Genomic DNA, 21411 nt, shown 5'->3' on the forward strand with positions numbered 1-21411 from the left:
GTTACCAGGTCAATGATGTAACTTGGTTGTGTTTTGCTTCGGGCTCGACTTCACTGGACGCCATGCGATCGAACCCAACCGACAGCACAACGACGACCGCCACCGAGGTACTGATCGTCGGCGCCGGTCCGACCGGCCTGACCCTGGCCTGCGAACTCGCCCGCTGGGGCGTCGCGGTACGACTGATCGAACGGCGTGCGGCGCACCACGGCGAGTCCCGCGGCAAGACCCTGCAACCCCGCAGCATGGAGGTGCTGCACGACCTGGGCCTGGCCGACCGGGTGCTGGCCGAGGGGCAGTCCCACCTGGTCTACCGGAAGTACTTCGAAGGCGCGCACGCCGCCGACAGCGAACCGTTCGCCGAGCGCCGCCCCACCCCGGAGGAGCCCTACGACAGCACCGTCTTCCTCGGCCAGGCCCGACTGGAGCAGCTCCTCCGGGACCGCCTCGCCGACCACGGCGGTACCGTCGAACTCGGTGCCGAGCTGGCCGGGTTCACCCAGGACGCGGACGGCGTCACCGCCCGCCTCGCCGACGGCCGCACCATCCGCGCCACCCACCTGGTCGGCTGCGACGGCGGCCGCAGCACCGTGCGCCGCGCCCTCGGCCTGGCCTTCGAGGGCCGCGGCGAGGAGGAGCAGGCGATGGTCTGCGGCGACGTCGAGGCACCCGGGCTGAGCCGCGACGTCTGGCACCAGTGGTTCGGCCCGGACGGCGGCCTGATGCTCTGGCCGGTTCCCGGCACCGACAGCTTCCAGCTCCAGGCCGCCCCGGAACGCGACCCCGACGGCCACCCGCTGCCGCCCTCGCTCGCGGGCTTCCAGCGCCAGTTCGACCGCTACGCCCGCCTGTCCGGCATCCGGCTGGCCAACCCGACCTGGCTCTCCACCTGGCGCGTCAACGTCCGGATGACGAACCGGCTGCGGGTCGGCCGGGTGCTGCTGGCCGGCGACGCGGCGCACGTGCACCCGATCGCCGGCGGCCTGGGCCTGAACACCGGCGTCCAGGACGCCTTCAACCTCGGCTGGAAGCTCGCCCTGACGATCCGTCACCAGGCCGGCCCGGCGCTCCTGGACAGCTACGAACAGGAGCGGCTGCCGGTCGCCGCGGACACCCTGCGGATCACCAGCGAGGGCCTCGCGCGCTCGGTGGCCGCCGTCCGCCGGCCCGGCAACGGCGTGGAGACCGCGCTCGCCCCGCCAGTCGGCCTGCACTACCGCTGGAGCCCACTCGCGGCGGGCCGCGCCGACGGCCCGCTCGCCCCGGGCGACCGCGCACCGGACGGCCGCTGCCGCGACCTCCTCTGCCGTGAGGTGCGGCTCTTCGACCTCTTCGCCGGCCCGCACTTCACCCTGCTGTCCTTCGGCTGCCCGCCCCCGCCGCTCGGCCCGCACACGCCCGTCGTCGACACCCACGCCCTGACCGCCCCCGCGCCGCGCGCCTACGGGTTGGGCGAGCGGGGCGGCCTGGTGTTGGTGCGCCCCGACAACCACGTGGCGCTCCTGGCCGAGGCCGCTGACGGGGAGTCGGTGCGGGCGTACCTGGACGGGCTGCTGGGCCATCAGGAGGAGGCTGGACGTACGTGACAGTTGACAGCCGGGACGCGGTCCCGAACCCTGACGGAACCCACGAGGGGATCATGGTTGGCGCCGCTGGCATTCCTCCCGAAAGGGCGACCGTCAGCGGGATCTTCGACGATCTTCGACGGAACCGCTGACTTACTGTCACCTGTCCACTGAGGATGAGGCGTTCGCGAGGACGAAGGCGGGGAGGATCGGGTGGACCTTTTGAACAGCGGGATCACGGCTCTGGTCACGCTCTTGGCTGTGATGCTGGGCGGGTGGCTGTCGACGAGGGCGCAGGACCGGCTCTGGAGGCGCGACCACGCACGCCAATGGAGGGACATTCGGCTCGCTACGTACCGTGACTTCCTGACCGCCTTCCGCGAGTACATAGCCTTCATGCGGGAGCCCACCGCCAGCATCACGACCGCTCCGCACCCGAGGAAGGCCGGGGTGTCGATGCCGTTCTTCGATGAGGCGGGCCGGCCCTACGTGGAGCGGCTGGAGGCTGCGAAGACGGCTGCGAGGCTGGTGTCGGAATGGCCGCAGACCGTGAACGCGCTCGACGCTCTTGTCGCCGAGGCGCGCACGATCGCGTCGGCGCGGGCCACTCACGGCGCGAGTGACGTTCCCGCCGAGGCGTTCGAGGCTCTGTGGGCCGCCGAACGGCAGTTCCTCGCGCAGGCCCGGCGGGAACTGGGGCTGCCGGCGATGGCGAAGGGGGAGTCGGGTTGGGCGTAGTACTCACAGGCGCGCTACGGGGTGTGGCCTCGGCTGTGCAGTGGCACCGGCACGGGACCACCGCCTGAGGGTCCCGTCCCGGTCGTCGTACGTCAGCCAGCTGCCGTCGCCGAGCGGGCGGACGTAGCCGTCGACCGGGCCGTCGGGGTAGCGCACGGGGCCGAGGATCCGCAGGGTCCGGGCGTCGAGGAGCCAGTGGCGCGGCTCGTCGTGGTCCTGGTCGGCCTCGGTGGTGGAGGCGATCACGGTGTCGGCGTCGACGAAGCCGCAGGCGTAGTCCCAGGCCTCCTCGGGGGTGGCCGTGGCGAGGGTGGTGCCGTCCAGGGCGTGCAGTCGTAGGTCGGCGCCGTAGTGTTCGACCGTCAGGAAGCCGGGGTGTGCGGGGTGGACGTCGCCGAGGATGCGGTCCTCGGTGGCGTTCAGGTCCCAGCTGGTCAGCTGTTCGCCGTCCCAGCGGGCCCAGTAGGTCATGATGCCGTCCTGGCCCATGCCGACGCACAGGCCCACGTGCACGCCGTCCGGGTGGGAGAGCTGGTGCGAGCCGGAGGCGGCGCTCTCCAGTGGGAGCCGGGCGAGTTCGGTGCCGTCGCGGGCGTCCAGGACCACCCAGAGCTCCTCCTCCTCGCCCAGCACGTGGGCCCAGACCAGGCGGCCGTCGTCCGAGACCCGGCAGGAGCCGTGCTCGCTGCCCCGGCAGACCTCCTGGTCGTCGCCGCTGTGCGGGTGGCCGAGCGCGGGGCCCCAACAGGCGTGCCGGTACTCCCAGAGCGTGCGGCCGTCCGCGTCCACGGCCCGCACCGCGCGCTGCCCGGCGAAGACCGCGAACCGGCCGTCGGGGCTGACGGAGTGCACGCCCCAGGCCCAACCCGGCCACGGCAGGGGGAAGACGACGGCCGGCGCCGCGTTCTGCGCGAAGAGGTCCGCCAGCTGGTAGACCGCCAGCCCGTCCCCGCGGCGCAGCAGCGCCCGCCGCGCTCCGGCCCGGCGGGCCTCGAACGCGAACCCGTTGACCAGTGCGTCGCCGCCCGGCAGTTCCACCGAGTCGCGCAGTTGTGCGGTGATCGACATACCGGGACGGTACCGCCCGGGTCCGTCAGGCCGGCTACTGGTCGGCCTCGATCTGGTGGTCCGCCCAGACGTAGCCGACCGGGAGCAGGTCGGCGATCGGGACGGCCCGGATGTCCTCGCCGGCGCCGACGATGACGCGGATGGTGGGGAAGTAGTCGAGCAGGACCTGGCGGCAGCGGCCGCACGGGGGGACGACGCCGCGTTCGCGGTCGCCCACGGCGACGATGGTGTCGAGCTCGTAGGCGCCTTGGGCGGCGGCGGTGCCGATGACGACCAGTTCGGCGCAGGGGCCGCCGGTGAAGTGGTAGGCGTTCACGGCGGTGACGATCCGTCCGTCCCGGGCGCGGGCGGCGGCGGCCATCGTGTGGTTGTCGCCCCGGCAGCGGGTGCGGGCGACCTCGGCGGCGGCCTCGACGAGCTCGTGGTCGACGTCGGGGTGGGGGTGACTGGTCATCGGTTCGGCCTTCGTTCGTACGGGAGTGATCATTCTGCCCGGAACGCGGGCGGCGGTGCTACCGAAATCGGGCGGCGGGCGGACCTACCATGGCGGGATGCTCTCGGTCGTGGTCGCGCCCTGGCGGCGGGCGCCGGTGGTGCTGCGCAACGCGGAGGTGCCGCACCAGGCGGCGAGCACCATGAAGGTGGCCGTGCTGGCCGCCCTGCACCGCAGCGGGATCGCCTGGGACACACCGGTGTTGGTGGTGGACCGGTTCCGCTCGGCGGCCGGCGGGGAGTTCCGCGCCACCGAGTCGTACGACAGCGATCCGCTGCCCTGGCGCCGGCTGGGGGAGCGGGTGCCGCTCGGTTGGCTGGCCGGGCGGATGGTCAGTCACTCCTCCAACCTGGCGACCAATCTCTGCCTGGCGCGGGTGGGGTCCGAGGCGGTGGCCCGGGTGTGGCGGGAGGCCGGCGCGGTGGGTGCCAGTCCGCGAGGGATCGAGGACGTCGCGGCGCGGGAGGCGGGGATCGACAACCTGGTCAGCGCGATGGACCTGGTCCGGTTGCTGGAGTCGCTGGAGCCGGCGGTGCTGGCCGAGCTGGAGCACAACGTCCACCGGGTCGACCTGGCCGCCGGGTTGCCGCCGGGGATCCGGCTGGCCGGCAAGAACGGCTGGCTCCCCGGTGCCCGGCACGGGGTGGCCCTGGTGCATCCGCCGGACGCCCGTCCGTACGTGCTCTGCGTCTGCTACACCGGTCCGCTGGCCAACGGCGAGGACGTGGCCGATCCGGCTGCCGGTCTGCTGGCCCGGATCTCGGCGGGCATCTGGCGGCGGCGCCGGGACATCGGTCTGACGTAGCGTCACCAGCGTCACCGAAGACGGTGGGGCGCCACCGCTGCGCTGCGCGGCGGCTGAACCCGGATCAGCGCCGCCCGGTCAGCCGGCGGCTGAGCTCGCCCACCTGTGGGGTGAGGAAGCGGGTGGCGAACAGGGCGAACGGGACGCCGGCCAGGAAGGGCAGCACGAGGGCCCGGTCGCCGGTCAGCAGGCCCACGCCGATCCCCTCCAGGGCCAGGGTGCAGACCGCGGTCAGGGCCGCGAGCCAGCCCAGCAGTCCGCCGCGGATCCGGCCGCGCGAGCCGGCGCAGGCGATCAGCAGCCCGGACGCGGCGCCGGGCAGGATGCCCGCGGGTGCGCCGAATAACGCGGCGATCATGCCGAGCACCGGCAGGGCGAGCAACCCGGCGGCACCCTCTCCGGACCGGACCTCCGCGAACGCGCCCACCGAGCCGGCGAGCAGGCCGGTCGTGGCCCCGGCGACGAACAGGCCCAGTCCCGTGCCCGTCATGACGACCGCCAGTCGGGACCGCAGGTATCCCCAGCGCATGTCTCCCCCTCAGCACCGATGAGCGGCCGCCCTCGGTACGAGGGAGGCGCTGGAAGTACTGTAGGCCTGACTTTGAACGCGTTCAATACGACTGGGTTTCCAAGTGTCGAAGCTCTCAAGTGCCCGACGGGCGGCGGGGGTCAGCGGCGCTGCGCGATGGTCACCCCGTCGCGCACCGGCAGCATCACCGCGTCCACCCGCTCGTCGGCGGCGACCAGGTCGTTCAGCCGGCGCATCGCCAGGTGGTGCTCCTGCTGGTAGGCGGGGTCGAGCACCCGGCCGCCGAGGAAGACGTTGTCCAGCACCACCAGGCCGCCCGGCCGCAGCCGCGGCACGATCTCCTCGTAGTAGGCGGGGTAGTTGGCCTTGTCGGCGTCGATGAAGGCGATGTCGATGACCGGCTCGGCGTCCAGCGCGCGCAGCGTCTCCAGGGCGGGCGCGATCCGCAGGTCGATCCGGTCGGCCACGCCCGCGCGCTCCCAGTACGGCGCGCCGATCGCGGTCCACTCCTCGCTGACGTCGCAGGCGAGCACCCGGCCGCCCGCGGCCAGGCCGCGGGCGATGCAGAGCGTCGAGTAGCCGGTGAAGACGCCGACCTCGACGGCGAGGCGCGCGCCGGTCAGCCGGGTCAGCATGCTGAGCAGCGCGCCCTCGTCGGAGGCGACCTGCATGTGCGCGGCGCCGGAGGTGGCCTCGCGGGTAGCGGCGGCCAGCTCGCTGAGGATGTCGTCGGCCGGGGTGTGGTGGGACAGCAGGTACTCGCCGACCACGGGGGCGGTGGGCTCCAGGTCGCCGCCGTCGAGCGGGGCGGTCCACTCGACGACCAGCTCGTCCTGGGTGCCGAAGCGCACCAGGTGACGGGCGATCACGTCCTCGACCCGGGCCAGCGACTCGGCGTCGACCGCGGTGGCGGTCAGCACCAGCTCGTCGGGGGTGGGCCGCAGGGTGCAGCTGCCGGAGGCGACCGTGACGGTGCCGCGGCCGTCGGGGGTCAGCGAGGTGGTGGCCTTGTGGCCCAGGTGGGAGACGAGCTGCTTGAGGTAGCGCTCGGGACGGGTGGTGGCGACGTGGGCGATGGAGATGGGCATGGGTGCTCCTGAGGTCTGGTGATGGTTCGTGGTGAAAGCGGTGAGGTTTCTCGCCACTTCCTGACGACAGGATTCTGGGGTCGGCGCGGCGGAGTTGTCAAAGCGTTTGGATTCCCCGACACTTTCCGCATGGACGAGCAGCCCTCCGAAGACGAGAACGACGCCGAGCGCGGGGAGCAGCACCTGGTGCTGCAGTCGGCAGAGCAGTTCAAGGCCCTCGGGCACCCGGTGCGCCACCGCATGGTCAACGCCCTGCGCCAGCGCCCCGCGACACTGCGCCAGTTGGCCGAGGCGCTGGGCATGAGCAAGGGCACCATCGGCTACCACGTGCGGGTGCTGCGCGAGGCCGGCATGGTCCGGCTCGCCGAGACCCGACAGGTGCGCGGCGGCACCGAGCAGTACTTCGCGCTGGTCAGCCGGAGCTTCAAGTTCCACCCGGACGCCAAGGCCGGCGCGCAGTTCCTGATCAACGCGGCGCTCGACGAGATGCTGCCGCCCGAACCGGGCCAGGCCACCCACACCGTGCTGCGCCACCTCTGGCTCACCCGGGCCGAGGCGGAGGCCATGGAGGTGCGGTTGCGGGCGATGGCCGACGAGCCGGCGCCGACGGATCCCGCGAGCGGCGAGGCCTACGGGCTGCTGGTCAGCCTCTTTCGCGCCGACGTGCCCAGCCTGCCGCCGGACGAAGGGAACTGACGCCGCTTCGGCGGGCCCGGCGCCGTCGGCCGGGTGACGGCGCCGGCCCTACCTGCCCGGGCCGGGCCGGTCTCAGCCGACCGGGCAGTGCACCTCCCAGGCCGGGAACGGGTCGGGGTAGCCGGCCCAGGCCGCCGGGCCGTCGGCGAGCTCACGGTCCGTCAGCAGGCAGGCGTCCAGTGCCGCCCGCAGGCCGTCGGCCGCCAGCCCGGTGCCGATGAAGACCAGTTCCTGCCCCTGGGCGAGCTCGCGCCCCGCTGACGAGTGCCCCGCTGCCCCATGCGCCGCTCCCCCGTGCCCCGCCGGCTCGGTTCCGGCGTCGTCCGCGTGCGCGCCCGCCGGTTCCAGCCGGGCGACGCAACCCGCCTGGGACCACAGGGCAGTGACGGCGGGTCGGGTGGCGAGCCGGCAGAACCCCTTGGAACGCAGCACGGTGCCGAACTCGCCGGAGTCCAGCCGCAGGCCGACCAGGTCCCAGAGCCGCTGCGGGTGGAACGGGCGGTCGGCCCGGTAGACCAGGCTGGAGATGCCGTACTCCTCGGTCTCCGGCACGTGGTCGCCGTTGAGTTCGGCGACCCAGCCGGGCGCCTCCTGGGCCCGGGCGAGGTCGAACAGCCCGGTGCCGAGGAGGTGGCCCGGCGCGACCGTGCCGAAGGAGGAACGGACGATCCGGGCGGCCGGGTTGAGGCGGCTGAGCGCGGCGGCGAGCTGGTCGGCCTGCTCGGGGTTGACCAGGTCGGTCTTGTTGAGCACGATCACGTCGGCGAACTCGACCTGGTCCACCAGCAGGTCGCTGACGGTGCGTTCGTCGTCCTCGTACTGGTCGAGGCCGCGCTCGCTGAGGTCGTAGCCGGCCCGCAGCTCGGGGAGGAAGTTCACCGCGTCGACCACGGTGGCCATGGTGTCGAGCCGGGCGATGTCGCCCAGCGTCGCGCCGTCGTCGCGCGGGAAGGCGAAGGTGGCGGCCACCGGCATGGGTTCGGAGATGCCGCTGGACTCGATCAGCAGGTAGTCGAAGCGGCCGGACCGGGCCAGCCTGTCGACCTCCTCCAGCAGGTCGTCGCGCAGGGTGCAGCAGATGCAGCCGTTGGTCATCTCGACCAACCGCTCCTCGGTGCGGGAGAGTTCGGCGCCGCCGCCGCGGACCAGGGCGGCGTCGATGTTGATCTCGCTCATATCGTTGACGATTACCGCGACGCGCAGCCCGTCGCGGTTGTGCAGCAGGTGGTTGAGCAGGGTGGTCTTGCCCGCGCCGAGGAAGCCGGAGAGCACGGTGACGGGCAGTGGGGTCGGGAGCAGCTCGGTGGTCATGCCGAGGACTATAGCGAAATGACATCCGTTTTCATCTATGCTGTGCGGCGGCCGCCAGTGCACCCGGTGCTGCTCACTGCCCGTGCCCGGCGGCCGAGTCAAGCTTTGGCAATGATTGTCATCTTGTCCTCAGAACCCCTGGTGATGAAAACCATTGCCACCTAGTCTGATGGACGTCTACCGAACCGGCCCTCGCACGGGCCGTGTGCGCAAGGAGCGAACCCACCCATGACCGCCGTCCAGACCGGCAAGGCCCACCGCCGTCCGCTGAGGATCGCGCTCGTCGCCACCGCCGCCGTCGCGGGCCTCGCCGTGACCAGCGCCTGCTCCACCGCCTCCGCCTCCAAGAGCGCCTCCGGCGGATCCGGCAGCGGCGGCTCGAAGACCATCAAGGTGGTCGCGGCCGAGAACTTCTGGGGCAGCATCGCCACCCAACTCGGCGGTGAGCACGTGAAGGTGACCAGCATCATCACCAACCCGGACACCGACCCGCACTCCTACGAGCCGACCGCCGCCGACGGCCGCACCATCGCCGGCGCCGACTACGCGATAACCAACGGCATCGGCTACGACGCCTGGTCGGACAAGCTGCTCGCGGCCAACCCGAGCTCCTCCCGCACCCTGCTCAAGGTCGGCGACCTGCTGGGCAAGAAGGAGGGCGACAACCCGCACCAGTGGTACTCCTCGGACAGCCTGCACAAGGTGATCGACCAGATCACCGCCGACTACAAGAAGGTCGACCCGGCCGACGCCGGTTACTTCGACACCCAGAAGAGCACCTTCGAGAACCAGACGCTGGCCCAGTACAACCAGCTTGAGTCCGACATCAAGGCCAAGTACGCCGGCACCCCGATCGGCGCCTCGGAGTCGATCGTCACCCCGCTCGCCGACAGCCTCGGCCTCAAGATGCTGACCCCGGAGACCTTCCTGGACGCGGAGAGCGAGGGCACCGACCCGACCGCCGCCGACAAGGCCACCATCGACCAGCAGATCAGCGGCAAGCAGATCAAGGTCTACGTCTTCAACACCCAGAACTCCGACCCCGACGTGGTCGCCCAGGTGAACGCCGCCAAGGCCCAGGGCATCCCGGTCGCCCAGGTCACCGAGACCCTCGCCCCGGCCAACGCCAGCTTCCAGGACTGGCAGGTCAAGCAGTTGCAGGGCATCGAGGACGCGCTGAAGCAGGCGACCGGCAAGTGAGCACCCGCCCGACCGAGAAGGTCCGAGAAGCAGCCGGCCCGGGCCGGCCCGAGGTGCCGCCGGTGCTGGCGCTGCGCGGCGCGGGAGTGCGGGTGGGCGGCCGGACCCTCTGGTCGGGCGTCGACCTGACGGTTGGGGCCGGGGAGTTCACCGCGGTCCTCGGCCCCAACGGGGTCGGCAAGTCCACCCTGATCAAGGTGCTGCTGGGGCTGCTGCCCGCCGCGGCCGGCGAGGTCGCCGTGCTCGGCGGCCGGCCCGGCGAGCAGAACCGCGCCGTCGGCTACCTGCCGCAGCGGCGCAACTTCGATGCCAGCGCCCGGATCCGCGGCGTGGACGTGGTGCGGCTCGGCCTGGACGGGGACCAGTGGGGGGTCCCCGTCCCGTTCCTGGGCCGCGCCAAGCGCCGGGCCGCCCTGGCCCGGGTCGAGGAGGTCGTGCAGCTGGTCGGCGCGAGCGCCTACGCGCACCGCCCGATCGGCCAGTGCTCGGGCGGCGAGCAGCAGCGGCTGCTGATCGCCCAGGCGCTCGTCCGCCGGCCCCGACTGCTGCTGCTGGACGAGCCGTTGGACAGCCTCGACCTGCCCAACCAGAGCGCGGTCGCCGCGCTGCTGGGGCGGATCTGCCGACAGGAGCAGGTCTCGGTGGTGATGGTCGCGCACGACGTCAACCCGATCCTGCACCAGCTGGACCGGGTGGTGTACCTCGCCGAGGGCGGCGCCGTCGCCGGCACGCCGGACGAGGTGATCACCTCCGAGACGCTGACCCGGCTGTACCGCACGCCGGTCGAGGTGCTGCGCACCAGCGACGGGCGGCTGGTCGTGGTCGGCCAGCCCGAGGCGCCCGCCCGGCACGCCGACCGCCACGCCGACGCGCACGCCGACGCGCACGCCGACCGCCACGCCGATGTCGCGGGAGGAGGCCCCGGTGCTGCTGGCTGACGACACGTCACCCGTCTTCTCCTGGAACCCGGTCGCCGACTTCCAGGACATGTGGTCCTACGCCTACATGGTGAACGCCTTCCGGGCCGGCCTGATCGTCGCCGTGGTCTGCGCGGTGGTCGGCTGGTTCATGGTGCTGCGGCGGCAGGCCTTCGCCGGGCACTCGCTCTCGGTGGCGGCCTTCCCCGGCGCCTCGCTGGCCGTGCTGGTCGGATTCAGCACCACGCTCGGCTACTTCGGCTTCTGCATCGCCGCCGCCCTGGTCATCGCCGCACTGCGCCGCGAGGGCCAGGAGGGCGGGGCCGAGGAGTCGGCGGCCACCGGCACCGTGCAGGCCTTCGCACTGGCCTGCGGCTACCTCTTCATCAGCCTCTACAAGGGGCTGCTGGAGGGGCCGACCGCGCTGCTCTTCGGCGACTTCCTGGGCATCACCACCGGACAGGTGGAGATCCTCGCGGTGGTCGGCGCCGCGGTGCTGGCCGTGCTCGCGGTGATCGGGCGCCCGCTGCTCTTCGCCTCGCTGGACCCGCAGGTCGCGGCCGGGCGCGGGGTGCCGGTGCGGCTGCTGGGCACGGTCTTCCTGGTGCTGCTGGCCGCGGCGACCGCCGAGGCCAGCCAGATCACCGGCACCCTGCTGGTCTTCGCGCTGCTGGTGATCCCGCCGGCCACCGCCCAGCAGCTCACCGCCCGGCCCGGCCCGAGCCTGCTGCTGTCCGCGCTGCTCGGGCTCGGCGCCTGCTGGGCCGGGCTGATCGCCGCCTACTACCAGCCGTACCCGCTCGGCTTCTTCGTCACCGGCTTCGCCTTCGCCGGCCTGGTGCTGGCCCACCTGTTCCGCTACCTCAGGGACTCGCTGGAGCGCCGCCGGATGCCGCTGACGCTGACCGGAGGTGCGGCGTGATCTCGATCCTCGGCCAGGACTTCTTCCGCAACGCCCTGCTGGCGGGCACGTTCATCGCGCTGGCCTGCGGGCTGGTCGGCTACTTCCTGGTGCTGCGGGCGCAGGTCTTCACCGGCGACGCGCTCAGCCACGTCGCCTTCACCGGCGCCATGGCGGCCCTGGCCGGCGGCTACGACCTGCGCCTGGGCCTGTTCGCCGCCACCATCGGCGTCGGGCTGCTGATCGGCGGGCTCGGCCGGCGCGGCCGGCCCGACGACGTGGTGATCGGCGGCGTCTTCGCCTGGATCCTGGGCCTGGGCGCGTTCTTCCTGACCATCTACACCACCTCCCGCAGCGCGGCCCAGGGCGGGGCCGGGACGAGCGTGCTGTTCGGCTCGATCTTCGGCCTGCACGGCAACCAGACCACCGTCGCGGTGCTGATCGCGGGGGCGATCAGCCTGCTGGTGCTGGTGATCGCCCGTCCGCTGCTGTTCGCCACGCTGGACGAGGCGGTGGCCGCCGCCCGCGGCGTGCCGGTGCGGGTGCTCGGGTTCGGCTTCCTGGTGCTGGTCGGCGCGACCGCGGGCGAGGCCACCCAGGCGGTGGGCTCGCTGCTGCTGCTCGGCCTGCTGGCCGCGCCGGCCGGCGCGGCCGTCCGGCTGACGGACCGTCCGTTCCGGGGGCTCGCGCTCTCCGCGGGGCTGGCGGTGCTGGAGATGTGGGGCGGCCTGCTGCTCAGCGCGGCCGCGCCGAAGCTGCCGCCGAGCTTCGCGATCATGGCGACGGCGAGCGCGGTCTACGCGGCCACCTTCCTGGTCCGCCGCCGTCGCCCCGTCCCCGCCGGGCCGGAGCCGGCGGCGGCCTGAACACCGTGGACCCGGGGGAGCGCATGACGGAGCTGACGGCGAGCGCCCTGGTGCTCGCGGAGGAGAAGGCGGCGGCCCGGCGGGCACACCGGGCCGCCGCCGTGGACGCGGGGGTGCCGGGCCGGCCGACCCCGCGCCGGACCGAGGTGGTGCGCGCGCTGGCCGCCGTCGGGGAGTTCGTCAGCGCGCAGCTGCTCTACGCCCGCCTGGTGAACGGCGGTTCCCGGGTGGGCCTGAGCACGGTCTACCGCACGCTCGCCGCACTGGCCGAGGCCGGGCGGGCCGACATGGTGCGCGACGCCAACGGGGAGCGGCTGTTCCGCTACCGCCCGGGGCCCGACCACCAGCACTACCTGCTGTGCCGCGGCTGCGGCCTGAGCACGCCGGTGGACTCCGGCGCGGTGGAGGCCTGGGCGGACCGGGTCGCCGAACTGTCCGGCTTCGCCGAGGTCCGGCACACCGTCGAGCTCTCCGGGCTGTGCGGCGACTGCCGGGACTGAGCGAGGACGGCACCACGACGGAAGGGCCCCACGGAGCACCGTGGGGCCCTTCCGTCGTCGTGTCAGTCCTGCTTGCCGTAGCGGCGGTTGAACAGCTCGACCCGGCCCGCGGTGTCCATCACCCGGGCGGTGCCGGTGTAGAACGGGTGGCTGGCCGAGGAGATCTCGACGTCGACGACGGGGTAGGTGTTGCCGTCCTCCCACTCGACGGTCCGGGTGCTGGTGGCGGTGGACCGGGTGAGGAAGGTGAGGCCGCCGACCCGGTCGCGGAAGACGACGGGGCGGTAGGCGGGGTGGATTCCGGGCTTCATGCGGGTGCTCCTGGGGTGCGTGGGCGGGTTCGTGGACGGGGTCGCGCGGTGGGCGGGCTCAGCGCTCTTCGCGGAAGTCGGTGTGGCGGCCGAGCACCGGGTCGTACTTGCGCAGCACCAGGCGGTCGGGGTCGTTGCGGCGGTTCTTGCGGGTCACGTACGTGTAGCCGGTGCCGGCGGTGGACCTGAGCTTGACGATCGGGCGCAGTTCGCTGCGGGCCATGGCGTCCTCCTGGACCTCGTGGGTGCGACGGGTGTCGAAGCAGCATCATAGTGAAACGGTTGTCGTTTTCAATAAGTCGCTGATCCCGGGAACACCGAAGCGGGGCCACGGCATTCCCGTGGCCCCGCTCGTGCTTCAGCCGATGACGGTGTGCGGCTCAGCGCCCGCGGCTCAGTGGTCGTCCCAGTGCCCGGCGTGCGCGGCGTGCCGGTGCCCGTCGTGCAGGTAGTCCAGGTGGTCGCCGTGCGGGACGGCGGAGTGACCGCAGCCCTCGCCGTGGGCGTGGGCGTGGCCGGAGTGCTCGACGTGGCGGCTGCTCTCGCACTCGTCCACGTGCGCGCCGTGCACCCGGTGCAGGTGGCCGTCGTGCGCGTAGTCGGTGTGGTCGCCGTGCGGCACCGCCTGGTGACCGCAGCCCGCGCCGTGCTGGTGACCGTGCTCGCCGTGCGTGCGGTGGTCCATGGTGTCCGCCTCTCCTCGACTGCCCTCCAGGCTAGGCATCCAGGGCGAACCAGGACAAAGAGCAACGCCGACGGCGTCACCGGACAGGTAGTAATCTGAGAGCTTTCCGCAGGCCGGGCACCCGGCGACCAGGAGGGGCCGATGTCCGGAACCGAGACGCAGAGCGCGCCCGCCGCCGCGCCCGCCGCACCCCACCCCTGGCGCGGCCAGGGGCCCGCCGTCGCGGTGGTCGCGGCGGGCGGGGCGATCGGCGCCTGCGCCCGCTACGGGATGGGGCTGCTCTGGCCCACCGCCCACGGCGCCTTCCCGTGGACCACGCTGGTGATCAACGTGGTCGGGTGCGCCGTGATCGGGGCCTTCCTGGTCACCGTCACCGAGGGCTTCACCGCCCACCCGCTGCTCCGGCCGTTCTTCGGCACCGGCGTGCTGGGCGGCTTCACCACCTTCTCCACCTACGCGGTGGACGCCCAGAAGCTGGTCGCCTCCGGCCACCCCGGCACCGCCCTGGCCTACCTGGCCGGGACCCTGACGGCCGCGCTGCTGGCCGTCTGGGCGGCCGCCCGGCTGACCCGTCGTCTGCTGCTCGCCCGGAGGCGCGCGTGAACTGGCTGCTCGTCGTCGCCGGGGCCGTGCTGGGCGCCCCGCTGCGCTTCCTGACGGACCGTGCGGTGCAGTCCCGGCACACCACCGGGTTCCCCTGGGGCACCTTCGTCATCAACGTGGCCGGCTGCCTGATCCTGGGCACCCTGACCGGCGCCGCCGCCCCGCCGCACCTGCAGCTGCTGCTCGGCACCGGCCTGTGCGGCGCGCTCACCACCTACTCGACCTTCTCCTACGAGACCCTGCGCTTGGCCGAGGACGGTGCCGGACTGCTCGCCCTGGCCAACACCGCCGGCAGCGTCTTCGCCGGCCTCGGCGCGGCCTGGACGGGCGTGGCCCTGGGGCAGGCGCTCTGGGGCTGACGGCCGGGGTCGCCGGCCCCGACCTGACGGTTCGTCAATTCGGCCGCAGAATGGCCGGATTACGATCGTGGACGATCGGGATGATCAGTAGCATGTGCGCGGCACACCGTTGATCATCCTGGAGCGAACGATGTCCGCGATACGCACCAAGCCGGCCCGCCGCAAGCGTCGCCTGGCCGCAGCGCTGGTGGCCGCCGCCACCGCCGCCACCCTGTTCACCGCCTCCGGCGGGCCGGCCTCGGCCAGCTCGGCGGCGCCCGGCTCGATCGCCGGCTTCAAGGACGGCTACGCGGTCAACGACGGCCTGCGGATCCACTACGCGGTGGCCGGCCACGGGCCCGCTCTGGTCCTGCTGCACGGCTGGCCGGAGACCCTGCAGGCCTGGGACACCGTCGCCCCGGCCTTCACCGGCGACCACACCGTGATCGCCGTGGACCTGCGCGGGCTCGGCCTCTCCCAGGCCGCCGACAGCGACGCCTACGGCAGCTACTCCGCGCTCACCCTGGCCTCCGACGTGCACGCCGTGGTCGGCAAGCTCGGGTTCGGCGACGCCAAGATCGACGTGGCCGGCCACGACTGGGGCGGCGCCGTCGCGCTGGCCTACGCGGCCCGCTACCGGGAGACGGTCGCCCACCTGGCCGTCATGGAGGCCCCGCCGACCACCGACTACCTGGACCTGGTCGCCGCCCTCCCGGACAAGCTGTGGTGGGACTCCTTCATCAACGGCCAGCAGGACGGCGTGGCCGAGCAGCTGGTGGCCGGCCGGGAGAAGACCTTCTACGGGTCGATCTACACCCGCGACGCCGCCGGCGGTGGCGGCGAGCCCGCCCCCGCCCAGCAGAAGAAGTACATCGCGGCCTACAGCCGCCCCGGCAGCACGCACGCCGGGTTCGAGTACTTCCGCCAGCAGGACACCGGCGAGCGGGAGGTGGACGCGCTGCTCGCCCAGGGCGGCCGGCTGACCATGCCGGTGCTCGGCCTCGGCGGCCAGTACAGCATGGGTGCCGGGATCGGCACCGACCTGAAGAAGCGGATCGCCGACGACGTCACCACCGTCGACCTGGCCGGCGCCAACCACTGGGTGCTGGAGGAGCAGCCGGCCCAGGTGACCGCCGCGCTGAAGGCGCTGTTCGCCCGCTGAGCCGCGGCTGACGGCCCGTCGGGACGGCCCGTCGGGGGTGGGCGCCCCTGCACGCCCACCCCCGACGGGAGCTCAGTTCGCCGCGTCGAACTCGGCCTGCAGGCGCGGCATGTAGTCGGCGAAGGCCGGGGCCCAGCAGCCGTAGTCGTGCCCGCCGTCGCAGGTCGGCGAGAGCGTGGAGCCGTTGCCGTAGTCGTCCAGCCGGCTCGGGATGCCGAGCTGGTCCAGCCGGTCCTTCACGGTGTGGCTGGCGATCGCGGTGAACGCGTCGATCGGCGCGGTGGTGCCGGTGTACAGGTCGATGCCGGTGTTCGCCAGCTTGGCCAGGTTGGCCGGACTGGCGGGGTTCAGCTCGGTCCACACGTGGTCCGCGCCGAACACCGGGTACGGCGAGCCGAAGACTGCGTCGCTGTCCACCACCGGCCCGTAGGTCGCGCACCCGCCGGCGTTCAGCCCGGAGGTGCTGGCGGCGCAGATCGCGTTCGGCAGGTTGAGCTCGGTGGCCACCACCGTGCCGCGGATCGCCACCTGGTCCAGGTCGATGCCGCCGGAGAGCGAGGCGGTGTGCCCGAACAGGTCGGGGCGGGCCTCGGCGTAGTGCAGCGCGCCGTAGCCGCCCATCGACAGGCCGACCACCGCGCGGTGCGCCCGGTCGGTGAGGGTGCGCAGGTTGGCGTCGATGAACGGGACCACCTGGTCCAGGTGGAAGGTCTGCCAGTTCGCCGCGCCCAGCACGGTGTTCTGCATGACCCAGTCGGCGTACCAGCCCTTCAGGCCGCCGTCCGGCGCCACGGTGATCGCCGAGTCGGAGTGCAGCGCGGGCGCGGCGGCCGCGTCGTCCGCGGTGCCCGCCCCGCCGTGCAGGAAGTAGACGACCGGCCAGCGCTTGCCCGGCTCGGCGGCGTAGTCCTTGGGCAGGAAGATCCGGATCTCGTGGGTGCCGGAGAGCTGCGGGGTGGTCACCGTGATGCTGAAGTCGGTGGCGGAGTGCACCACGGGGGAGCCGACCTGGGTCAGCCCGAACCCGTTCGTCAGCGTCGGCGGGACGGCGGTGTCCGCGTGTGCGGCGGGGGCGGCCGTGAAGAGCGTGGTGGCCAGGGCGGCGGTGGCGAGCGCGGTCCGCAGGCGCGCGCGGCGGCCGGTGGTGGGTCGGCCGGTGGTGGGTCGGGCGGTCATCGGTGGTCCTTGAGGGTGTCGGGAGCGTGGACGTGACGCTGGGTCAGAGCGAGCAGAAGGCGTTGAACGCGGCGGTCCCGGTGTCCTGGATGCCCTTGGTGCCCGCGTCGAAGTGGTACTCGTCGTTCGCCTCCACCAGCTGCTGGCGGCCGTCGTCGGTGGCCGCCCAGAAGGAGAAGTAGCCGAGCACCGCGCCGTTGTGGGTCCAGACCGTCTTGCCGCAGGACGTCTGCTCCTGGGCGATGCCGAGCCCGTAGCGCATGCCGGTGTTGGTGGTCGGCACGGTGGTCTTGAGCTCGGCCTCCTGGGCGGGCGGCAGCAGCGTGCCGTTGAGCAGCGCCCGGGTGAAGGCGGCCAGGTCGTCCAGGGTGGAGACCATCGCGCCGGCCGGGCCGAAGGCCTGCACGTTGGAGACGGTCACGTCGGCGCGGGTCAGGCCCAGCCACTGGTACTCGTAGCCGTGCAGGTAGTTGCCGTGCAGGGTCGGGTCGCTGGTCGGGAAGCTGGTGCCGGTCAGGCCGAGCCGGTCGATGATCCGGTGCTGGATCTCGGTGGCCGGGTCGTTGCCGGTGACGGCCTTGATCACCATGCCGGCCAGCACGAAGTTGGTGTTGGCGTAGCTCCACTGCTGCCCCGGGGCGGCGCTCGGGGCGTGCTGGGCCAGCGCCAGGTCGACCAGGCTCTGCGGCGGCCAGGCGCGGTTCGGGTCGGTGCTGTAGGAGAGCGCGAACTGGACGGCGTTGTCGTAGTCGGGCAGCCCGGAGGTGTGGTTGAGCAGCTCGCGCAGGGTGATCTTGCTGCCGTCGTAGCCGTTGGCGGCGACCGCGCCGGGCAGCCACTTGGCCACGGTGTCGTCGAGCGAGAGCCGGCCCTCCGCCTCCAGCTGGAGCAGCACGGTGGCGGTGAACGCCTTGGTGTTGCTGCCGATCCGGAACTGCGCCTTCGGGTCGGCGGGCACCCCGGTGGCGGTGTCCCCGGTGCCGGCCTGTGCGTAGCGGACGGTGTCGCCGTCGCGGAGCAGGCCGATCACGCCGGGGTAGCCGTCCTTGACGCCCTGCTGGGCGCCGGCCTGCAGCAGGCCGATGGCGGTCGGCATGTCGGCCTGGGCCGGGGCGGTGCCGGCCAGAGTGGCGAGGGTCAGTGCGGCGGCGGCGGTGGCGATCAGTCGTACGGGCTTCAAGGGGCTCGCTCCTCGGGTGGGGTGGACGGCTCCCAGCCTCGGCTACCGCCCGGCCGGGGCCCAGGCCACGGCGGCGGCCATTTGTGACCGGTCGGCGGACGGTGCCGCTGACCTGCCGTCATGTACCTGCCGACTGGCCAATGGATGCTGAACTGACCGCCCGTCAGGCCGCCCGGTCGAGGCGCCCGGCCAGGTGGTGCTGGAGCCGGGCGTGCCGGAACTGGTAGACCGCGCCGGTGCGGCGCAGCACCCCGCGCCGGTAGGCGTCGTCCAGGAAGGCGACGGTGTCCCAGGGCAGGTTGCCGGTCAGCGGCAGCCAGATCCGCGACAGCAGCACCCACTGGCCCCAGGCGGTGAAGGCGAAGGCGTAGGAGGCGGCGCCGCCCAGCCCGGCCACCGCCCCGATGAACAGCCCGTCCCACAACCCCCAGCTCAGCTGGCCCAGGGTGCCCTGGAGCAGTTCCACGGCCACCCGCCCCGTCCCCGCGATGGTCAGCGCCAGCAGCGGCGCCAGCACCAGCACCTGCCGGCCCACCGTCGCCCGGTTCGAGGCGAGCAGGCTGGTGGGCGTTGCCGCGCAACTGACGTCCACCGGGGCCTCCAGCGCCGCCGCCGCGCCTAGCACCAGGGCGCCGGCCAGGCCGAAGACCAGCCCGAAGACCAGCATGTTGACCTTCGTGCCCTCCAACAGCGCGGGCCGGTCCAGCGGCACCCCGAAGTAGATCGCCCGCTCCAGGCTGAGCGCGCACGCGTAGCCGACGCCCACCACCACCCCGCCGAGCAGCCCGTCCGCGCACCGCAGCGCCACCGTGCGGACCAGGCGCACCGGGCGGTCCACGCTGCCTCTGCCCCGGGGCAGCCGCAGCCGCACCCGGCTCGGCTCGAACACGGCGCCGCCCCGGTAGGCGATGGTCACCGCGTACACGCTGCCGAAGGCCAGCCCCGCCACCGGCCCCACCATGGTGCCCAGCAGCACCGCGTCGGCGATCCCGCCCCCGACCACCAGCGGGCTGAGCAGCCAGGAGGAGAAGGTGACGCAGAAGGTGGTGGCCAGCACCACGGCCAGCACCCGGCTGGAGTAGCGCAGCGACTCGCCCAGCTGCCACCAGGCCAGGTCCTGCCGGTCCCGGTCGAACCGCACCAGGTGGTGCGCCAGGTAGCCGAGCCAGCGCTGGGCGCGCTCCGTGTCCCAGCGGCCCCGGCCGGCGCCGCCCCGGTCGGGGCCCGGTGCCCGGCGGCGGTAGACGGCCGGCACGAAGCCCGCCAGCAGGTGTTCCTCCAGCGCGCGCTCGCTCGGGAACCGCGCGGTGTCCAGCAGTTCGGCCGGGTCGCGGTCCGGCTCGTCGCTGTAGACGGTGCGGGCCAGGATCACCATCAGCGGGGTGGTCAGCACCTCGGCCAGCCGCCGCGCGGCCACCGTCCGCCCCTCGCGCAGCTCCGCCAGCACGGTCCGCCAGTTCGCGCCGCCGGTGCGGGCGGTGCGCGGCAGGTAGCCGGCCAGGTCGTCCACCGTCAGGTCGGCCAGTTCGATCCCGCCGGCCCAGACCAGCGGCGCGTTGGCCGCCTTGACCGCCTCCGCGAACTCCTCCCGGCGGCTGGTCAGCACCAGTGGCAGCGAGGTCTCGTTGAGCGCCCGCAGCGCCTCCTCGCGCAGGCCGGCGGCGATCTCGTCGAAGCCGTCCAGCACCGGGAGCACCAGGTCGGCGTCGAGCAGTGCGGCGGCCAGCGTGGCGCCGCCCGGGCTGCGCCGGCCCAGGTGCGGGTGGTCGCGCAGCAGCCGCTCGGCCAGCCAGTCGCGCAGCTCCAGGGCGGTCGGGTCCCAGGAGCCGAGGCTGAACACCACCGGCACCCGGTCGGCGGGTGCGGGGGAGTCGAGCAGGTCGAGGACGAAGCGGATGGTCAGGACGGATTTGCCGGAGCCCGCCCGGCCGAGCACCAGCAGGCGCCCGGAGGAGATCCGCCGGTAGACCTCGGCCACCCGGTGCAGGTCGCCGCTCAGGTCCAGCTCGGGCAGCTCGGACGGGTCGGACAGCTCGGGCGTCCCGGTGGCCGGGCCGAGCCGGCGCACGTTGTCCGGACGGTCCGTCAGCTCCGCCGGGGCCGGGCGCCAGCGCACCAGCAGCGGGAACGGGTCGTGCACCCGGCGCTGCTCCTCCTCGCGCCGCCAGCGCCGCCGGATCTCCCGGGCCAGCTCCTCGGCGGCCTCGGCCAGCGCACGGGGGACGGGCGGACGGGTCGTCAAACGGTCCGCCGAGCGTGCCGGGTCCACTGGATCGGCCGGGTCCGCGAGGTCCGCCGGGTCCGGCGCGCCTTCGTCGTCGGTCGCCGGCCGCTCGCCCGCGAGCGCGTCCGCCAGCCGTCTGCGCTGCTCGGCGGTCAGCTCCAGCGCGTCGGCCAGTTCCTGCACCGTGGTCAGCCGGTGGCCCGCGGAGCCGCCGCTCTCCAGCCGGCGGATGGTGCGCACGCTGAGCCCCGAGCGCTGTGCCAGCTGCTCCTGGGTCAGGCCCGCCCGCCCGCGGAGCTCCCGCAACAGGATGCCGAGCCGATCACCCACCAGGCGTCTCCCCTCCTCGACGACAGCCTCGCAGGAGCCTATGCGACGGCCGGTCAGATATGGCCGGTGCCCTGGCCTGTTCAGCGGGCGGGCGGGGCAGCACCATCGGCGGGGCGAGGAACGGGTGAAGGGAGCGGGTTCGGATGGTGGACGGCAGACCGGGGACGGCCGCGCGGCAGGAGGTCCCGGAGGAGGTCGCCGCCCTGGCCCGGGCGCACCGGCTCGGGAAGCTCACCGACGTGCGGCGCGGGGTGTCGCCGCACCGGGTGGTCACGGTGGGCTGGGGGAGCGCCGCGCTGGCGCTGCTGCTGACCCTGACGTTCGCCCAGGAGACGACCAAGGCGGCCGCGCCCAGCGCGCTGCACGCGCTGCTGCAGGCGCTGACGATCGCGTTCCTCTTCGTCTTCGCCGCCGGCACGGCCTACGGCATCCGCGCCCTGCTGGCCGGTCCCCGGGCGCTCTACCTCTACGCGGGCGGCCTGGTGCACACCGACCGCCGCGGGGCCCGGGCCGTGCCCTGGCCGACGGTCACCCGGCTGCGGCCCATCCACCAGCGCGGCCCCCGGGGCACGCCCGGCCGCCTGCTCGGCTACCGGCTGGTCACCCGGGACGGCACCTCGTTCACGGTGCCGCTGATCCCGGCGGGCGGCCGGGACGAGTTCACCGAACGGATCGTCAGTTCGGTGGGCCGGCATGGCTGATCCGGGAGCGGACCAGCCATGCCG

At 73.4% G+C, this 21411-nt stretch carries 24 protein-coding genes; 13 read left to right on the top strand and 11 right to left on the bottom strand.

The window, feature by feature from the left end; translation table 11 throughout:
* Positions 1–62 precede the first annotated feature (62 nt).
* Positions 63–1586 (top strand): FAD-dependent monooxygenase, encoded by a 1524-nt coding sequence (locus FHX73_RS43605; RefSeq protein ID WP_145911684.1) that lies wholly within the window; start codon positions 63–65, stop codon positions 1584–1586.
* A gap of 192 nt (positions 1587–1778) precedes the next feature.
* Positions 1779–2303, top strand: a complete 525-nt coding sequence (locus tag FHX73_RS43610; RefSeq protein ID WP_145911685.1) for a hypothetical protein — start codon at positions 1779–1781, stop codon at positions 2301–2303.
* A 3-nt stretch (positions 2304–2306) separates the two neighbouring features.
* Here FHX73_RS43610 and FHX73_RS43615 read toward each other — a convergent pair whose 3' ends face one another.
* Both FHX73_RS43615 and FHX73_RS43620 read right to left on the bottom strand, forming a co-directional pair.
* On the bottom strand, positions 2307–3371 hold the full coding sequence (locus FHX73_RS43615) for a hypothetical protein (protein WP_145911686.1): 1065 nt from the start codon (positions 3369–3371) through the stop codon (positions 2307–2309).
* Positions 3372–3405: 34 nt separating this feature from the next.
* Positions 3406–3825: a cytidine/deoxycytidylate deaminase family protein gene (locus tag FHX73_RS43620; RefSeq protein ID WP_145911687.1), complete on the bottom strand. Its 420-nt coding sequence runs from the start codon at positions 3823–3825 to the stop codon at positions 3406–3408.
* 97 nt (positions 3826–3922) lie between these two features.
* Between FHX73_RS43620 and FHX73_RS43625 the strand changes: the two genes are divergently transcribed.
* On the top strand, positions 3923–4669 hold the full coding sequence (locus FHX73_RS43625) for a serine hydrolase (RefSeq protein ID WP_145911688.1): 747 nt from the start codon (positions 3923–3925) through the stop codon (positions 4667–4669).
* A 64-nt stretch (positions 4670–4733) separates the two neighbouring features.
* On the opposite strand, the gene FHX73_RS43630 is transcribed toward FHX73_RS43625, so the two are convergent.
* Positions 4734–5159: a hypothetical protein gene (locus FHX73_RS43630; RefSeq protein WP_145911689.1), complete on the bottom strand. Its 426-nt coding sequence runs from the start codon at positions 5157–5159 to the stop codon at positions 4734–4736.
* Between the two features lie 179 nt (positions 5160–5338).
* Positions 5339–6286 carry a DUF2218 domain-containing protein gene (locus FHX73_RS43635; protein WP_145911690.1) on the bottom strand — a complete coding sequence of 316 codons (948 nt, stop codon included), beginning with the start codon at positions 6284–6286 and terminating at the stop codon, positions 5339–5341.
* 129 nt (positions 6287–6415) lie between these two features.
* Here FHX73_RS43635 and FHX73_RS43640 point away from each other — a divergent pair, with 129 nt between their 5' ends.
* Positions 6416–6982: an ArsR/SmtB family transcription factor gene (locus tag FHX73_RS43640; protein ID WP_145911691.1), complete on the top strand. Its 567-nt coding sequence runs from the start codon at positions 6416–6418 to the stop codon at positions 6980–6982.
* Positions 6983–7054: 72 nt separating this feature from the next.
* Here the strand turns inward: FHX73_RS43640 and FHX73_RS43645 are convergent, their stop codons facing one another.
* Positions 7055–8293 carry a GTP-binding protein gene (locus FHX73_RS43645; protein ID WP_145911692.1) on the bottom strand — a complete coding sequence of 413 codons (1239 nt, stop codon included), beginning with the start codon at positions 8291–8293 and terminating at the stop codon, positions 7055–7057.
* Between the two features lie 228 nt (positions 8294–8521).
* Between FHX73_RS43645 and FHX73_RS43650 the strand changes: the two genes are divergently transcribed.
* From FHX73_RS43650 to FHX73_RS43670, 5 genes are read left to right on the top strand one after another with little or no spacing between them, the layout of a single operon-like run.
* Positions 8522–9493 carry a metal ABC transporter solute-binding protein, Zn/Mn family gene (locus FHX73_RS43650; protein WP_145911693.1) on the top strand — a complete coding sequence of 324 codons (972 nt, stop codon included), beginning with the start codon at positions 8522–8524 and terminating at the stop codon, positions 9491–9493.
* A complete protein-coding gene (locus FHX73_RS43655) occupies positions 9490–10431 on the top strand; it encodes a metal ABC transporter ATP-binding protein (protein WP_246214252.1) in 942 nt (313 codons plus the stop codon). Before FHX73_RS43650 ends, FHX73_RS43655 begins: the two co-directional genes overlap by 4 nt.
* On the top strand, positions 10418–11332 hold the full coding sequence (locus tag FHX73_RS43660; protein ID WP_246214253.1) for a metal ABC transporter permease: 915 nt from the start codon (positions 10418–10420) through the stop codon (positions 11330–11332). The genes FHX73_RS43655 and FHX73_RS43660 overlap by 14 nt, the downstream gene beginning before the upstream one ends.
* A complete protein-coding gene (locus FHX73_RS43665; protein ID WP_246214254.1) occupies positions 11329–12177 on the top strand; it encodes a metal ABC transporter permease in 849 nt (282 codons plus the stop codon). The genes FHX73_RS43660 and FHX73_RS43665 overlap by 4 nt, the downstream gene beginning before the upstream one ends.
* Before the next feature lie 23 nt (positions 12178–12200).
* A complete protein-coding gene (locus FHX73_RS43670) occupies positions 12201–12677 on the top strand; it encodes a Fur family transcriptional regulator (RefSeq protein ID WP_145911695.1) in 477 nt (158 codons plus the stop codon).
* A 62-nt stretch (positions 12678–12739) separates the two neighbouring features.
* Here the strand turns inward: FHX73_RS43670 and FHX73_RS43675 are convergent, their stop codons facing one another.
* The 3 genes from FHX73_RS43675 to FHX73_RS43685 form a co-directional block, all read right to left on the bottom strand.
* Entirely contained in the window at positions 12740–12988 is a 249-nt protein-coding gene (locus FHX73_RS43675) for a type B 50S ribosomal protein L31 (protein ID WP_145911696.1), read from the bottom strand.
* Positions 12989–13046: 58 nt separating this feature from the next.
* On the bottom strand, positions 13047–13211 hold the full coding sequence (gene rpmG / locus FHX73_RS43680) for a 50S ribosomal protein L33 (protein WP_145911697.1): 165 nt from the start codon (positions 13209–13211) through the stop codon (positions 13047–13049).
* Positions 13212–13382: 171 nt separating this feature from the next.
* Positions 13383–13673, bottom strand: coding sequence for a hypothetical protein (locus FHX73_RS43685; protein WP_145911698.1), 291 nt, complete (start codon positions 13671–13673; stop codon positions 13383–13385).
* 141 nt (positions 13674–13814) lie between these two features.
* Between FHX73_RS43685 and FHX73_RS43690 the strand changes: the two genes are divergently transcribed.
* The 3 genes from FHX73_RS43690 (at position 13815) to FHX73_RS43700 (ending at position 15776) form a co-directional block, all read left to right on the top strand.
* Positions 13815–14276: a fluoride efflux transporter FluC gene (locus FHX73_RS43690; protein WP_145911699.1), complete on the top strand. Its 462-nt coding sequence runs from the start codon at positions 13815–13817 to the stop codon at positions 14274–14276.
* Positions 14273–14635 (top strand): fluoride efflux transporter FluC, encoded by a 363-nt coding sequence (locus FHX73_RS43695; RefSeq protein ID WP_145911700.1) that lies wholly within the window; start codon positions 14273–14275, stop codon positions 14633–14635. Before FHX73_RS43690 ends, FHX73_RS43695 begins: the two co-directional genes overlap by 4 nt.
* A 130-nt stretch (positions 14636–14765) precedes the next feature.
* A complete protein-coding gene (locus tag FHX73_RS43700) occupies positions 14766–15776 on the top strand; it encodes an alpha/beta fold hydrolase (protein WP_145911701.1) in 1011 nt (336 codons plus the stop codon).
* Between the two features lie 72 nt (positions 15777–15848).
* Here the strand turns inward: FHX73_RS43700 and FHX73_RS43705 are convergent, their stop codons facing one another.
* From FHX73_RS43705 to FHX73_RS43715, 3 genes are all read right to left on the bottom strand, one after another.
* Positions 15849–16952 carry an alpha/beta hydrolase gene (locus FHX73_RS43705; protein WP_145911702.1) on the bottom strand — a complete coding sequence of 368 codons (1104 nt, stop codon included), beginning with the start codon at positions 16950–16952 and terminating at the stop codon, positions 15849–15851.
* 43 nt (positions 16953–16995) lie between these two features.
* Positions 16996–18132 carry a serine hydrolase domain-containing protein gene (locus FHX73_RS43710; RefSeq protein WP_246214255.1) on the bottom strand — a complete coding sequence of 379 codons (1137 nt, stop codon included), beginning with the start codon at positions 18130–18132 and terminating at the stop codon, positions 16996–16998.
* 163 nt (positions 18133–18295) lie between these two features.
* Positions 18296–20686: a helix-turn-helix domain-containing protein gene (locus FHX73_RS43715; RefSeq protein ID WP_145911703.1), complete on the bottom strand. Its 2391-nt coding sequence runs from the start codon at positions 20684–20686 to the stop codon at positions 18296–18298.
* 143 nt (positions 20687–20829) lie between these two features.
* Here FHX73_RS43715 and FHX73_RS43720 point away from each other — a divergent pair, with 143 nt between their 5' ends.
* Positions 20830–21387: a hypothetical protein gene (locus FHX73_RS43720; protein WP_145911704.1), complete on the top strand. Its 558-nt coding sequence runs from the start codon at positions 20830–20832 to the stop codon at positions 21385–21387.
* The last annotated feature ends 24 nt before the right edge of the window (positions 21388–21411 follow it).

Origin of the sequence: Kitasatospora viridis (assembly GCF_007829815.1) — a bacterium.
Lineage (GTDB): Bacteria > Actinomycetota > Actinomycetes > Streptomycetales > Streptomycetaceae > Kitasatospora > Kitasatospora viridis.

Bases quoted from the DNA above. Each gene is read 5' to 3' on its own strand.
- FHX73_RS43675 (WP_145911696.1), bottom strand. From the start codon at position 12,988: ATGAAGCCCGGAATCCACCCCGCCTACCGCCCCGTCGTCTTCCGCGAC.
- FHX73_RS43615 (WP_145911686.1), bottom strand. From the start codon at position 3,371: ATGTCGATCACCGCACAACTGCGCGACTCGGTGGAACTGCCGGGCGGC.
- rpmG (WP_145911697.1), bottom strand. From the start codon at position 13,211: ATGGCCCGCAGCGAACTGCGCCCGATCGTCAAGCTCAGGTCCACCGCC.
- FHX73_RS43705 (WP_145911702.1), bottom strand. From the start codon at position 16,952: ATGACCGCCCGACCCACCACCGGCCGACCCACCACCGGCCGCCGCGCG.
- FHX73_RS43645 (WP_145911692.1), bottom strand. From the start codon at position 8,293: ATGACCACCGAGCTGCTCCCGACCCCACTGCCCGTCACCGTGCTCTCC.
- FHX73_RS43720 (WP_145911704.1), top strand. From the start codon at position 20,830: ATGGTGGACGGCAGACCGGGGACGGCCGCGCGGCAGGAGGTCCCGGAG.
- FHX73_RS43685 (WP_145911698.1), bottom strand. From the start codon at position 13,673: ATGGACCACCGCACGCACGGCGAGCACGGTCACCAGCACGGCGCGGGC.
- FHX73_RS43640 (WP_145911691.1), top strand. From the start codon at position 6,416: ATGGACGAGCAGCCCTCCGAAGACGAGAACGACGCCGAGCGCGGGGAG.
- FHX73_RS43700 (WP_145911701.1), top strand. From the start codon at position 14,766: ATGTCCGCGATACGCACCAAGCCGGCCCGCCGCAAGCGTCGCCTGGCC.
- FHX73_RS43605 (WP_145911684.1), top strand. From the start codon at position 63: ATGCGATCGAACCCAACCGACAGCACAACGACGACCGCCACCGAGGTA.
- FHX73_RS43620 (WP_145911687.1), bottom strand. From the start codon at position 3,825: ATGACCAGTCACCCCCACCCCGACGTCGACCACGAGCTCGTCGAGGCC.
- FHX73_RS43625 (WP_145911688.1), top strand. From the start codon at position 3,923: ATGCTCTCGGTCGTGGTCGCGCCCTGGCGGCGGGCGCCGGTGGTGCTG.
- FHX73_RS43630 (WP_145911689.1), bottom strand. From the start codon at position 5,159: ATGACGGGCACGGGACTGGGCCTGTTCGTCGCCGGGGCCACGACCGGC.
- FHX73_RS43670 (WP_145911695.1), top strand. From the start codon at position 12,201: ATGACGGAGCTGACGGCGAGCGCCCTGGTGCTCGCGGAGGAGAAGGCG.
- FHX73_RS43635 (WP_145911690.1), bottom strand. From the start codon at position 6,286: ATGCCCATCTCCATCGCCCACGTCGCCACCACCCGTCCCGAGCGCTAC.
- FHX73_RS43690 (WP_145911699.1), top strand. From the start codon at position 13,815: ATGTCCGGAACCGAGACGCAGAGCGCGCCCGCCGCCGCGCCCGCCGCA.
- FHX73_RS43650 (WP_145911693.1), top strand. From the start codon at position 8,522: ATGACCGCCGTCCAGACCGGCAAGGCCCACCGCCGTCCGCTGAGGATC.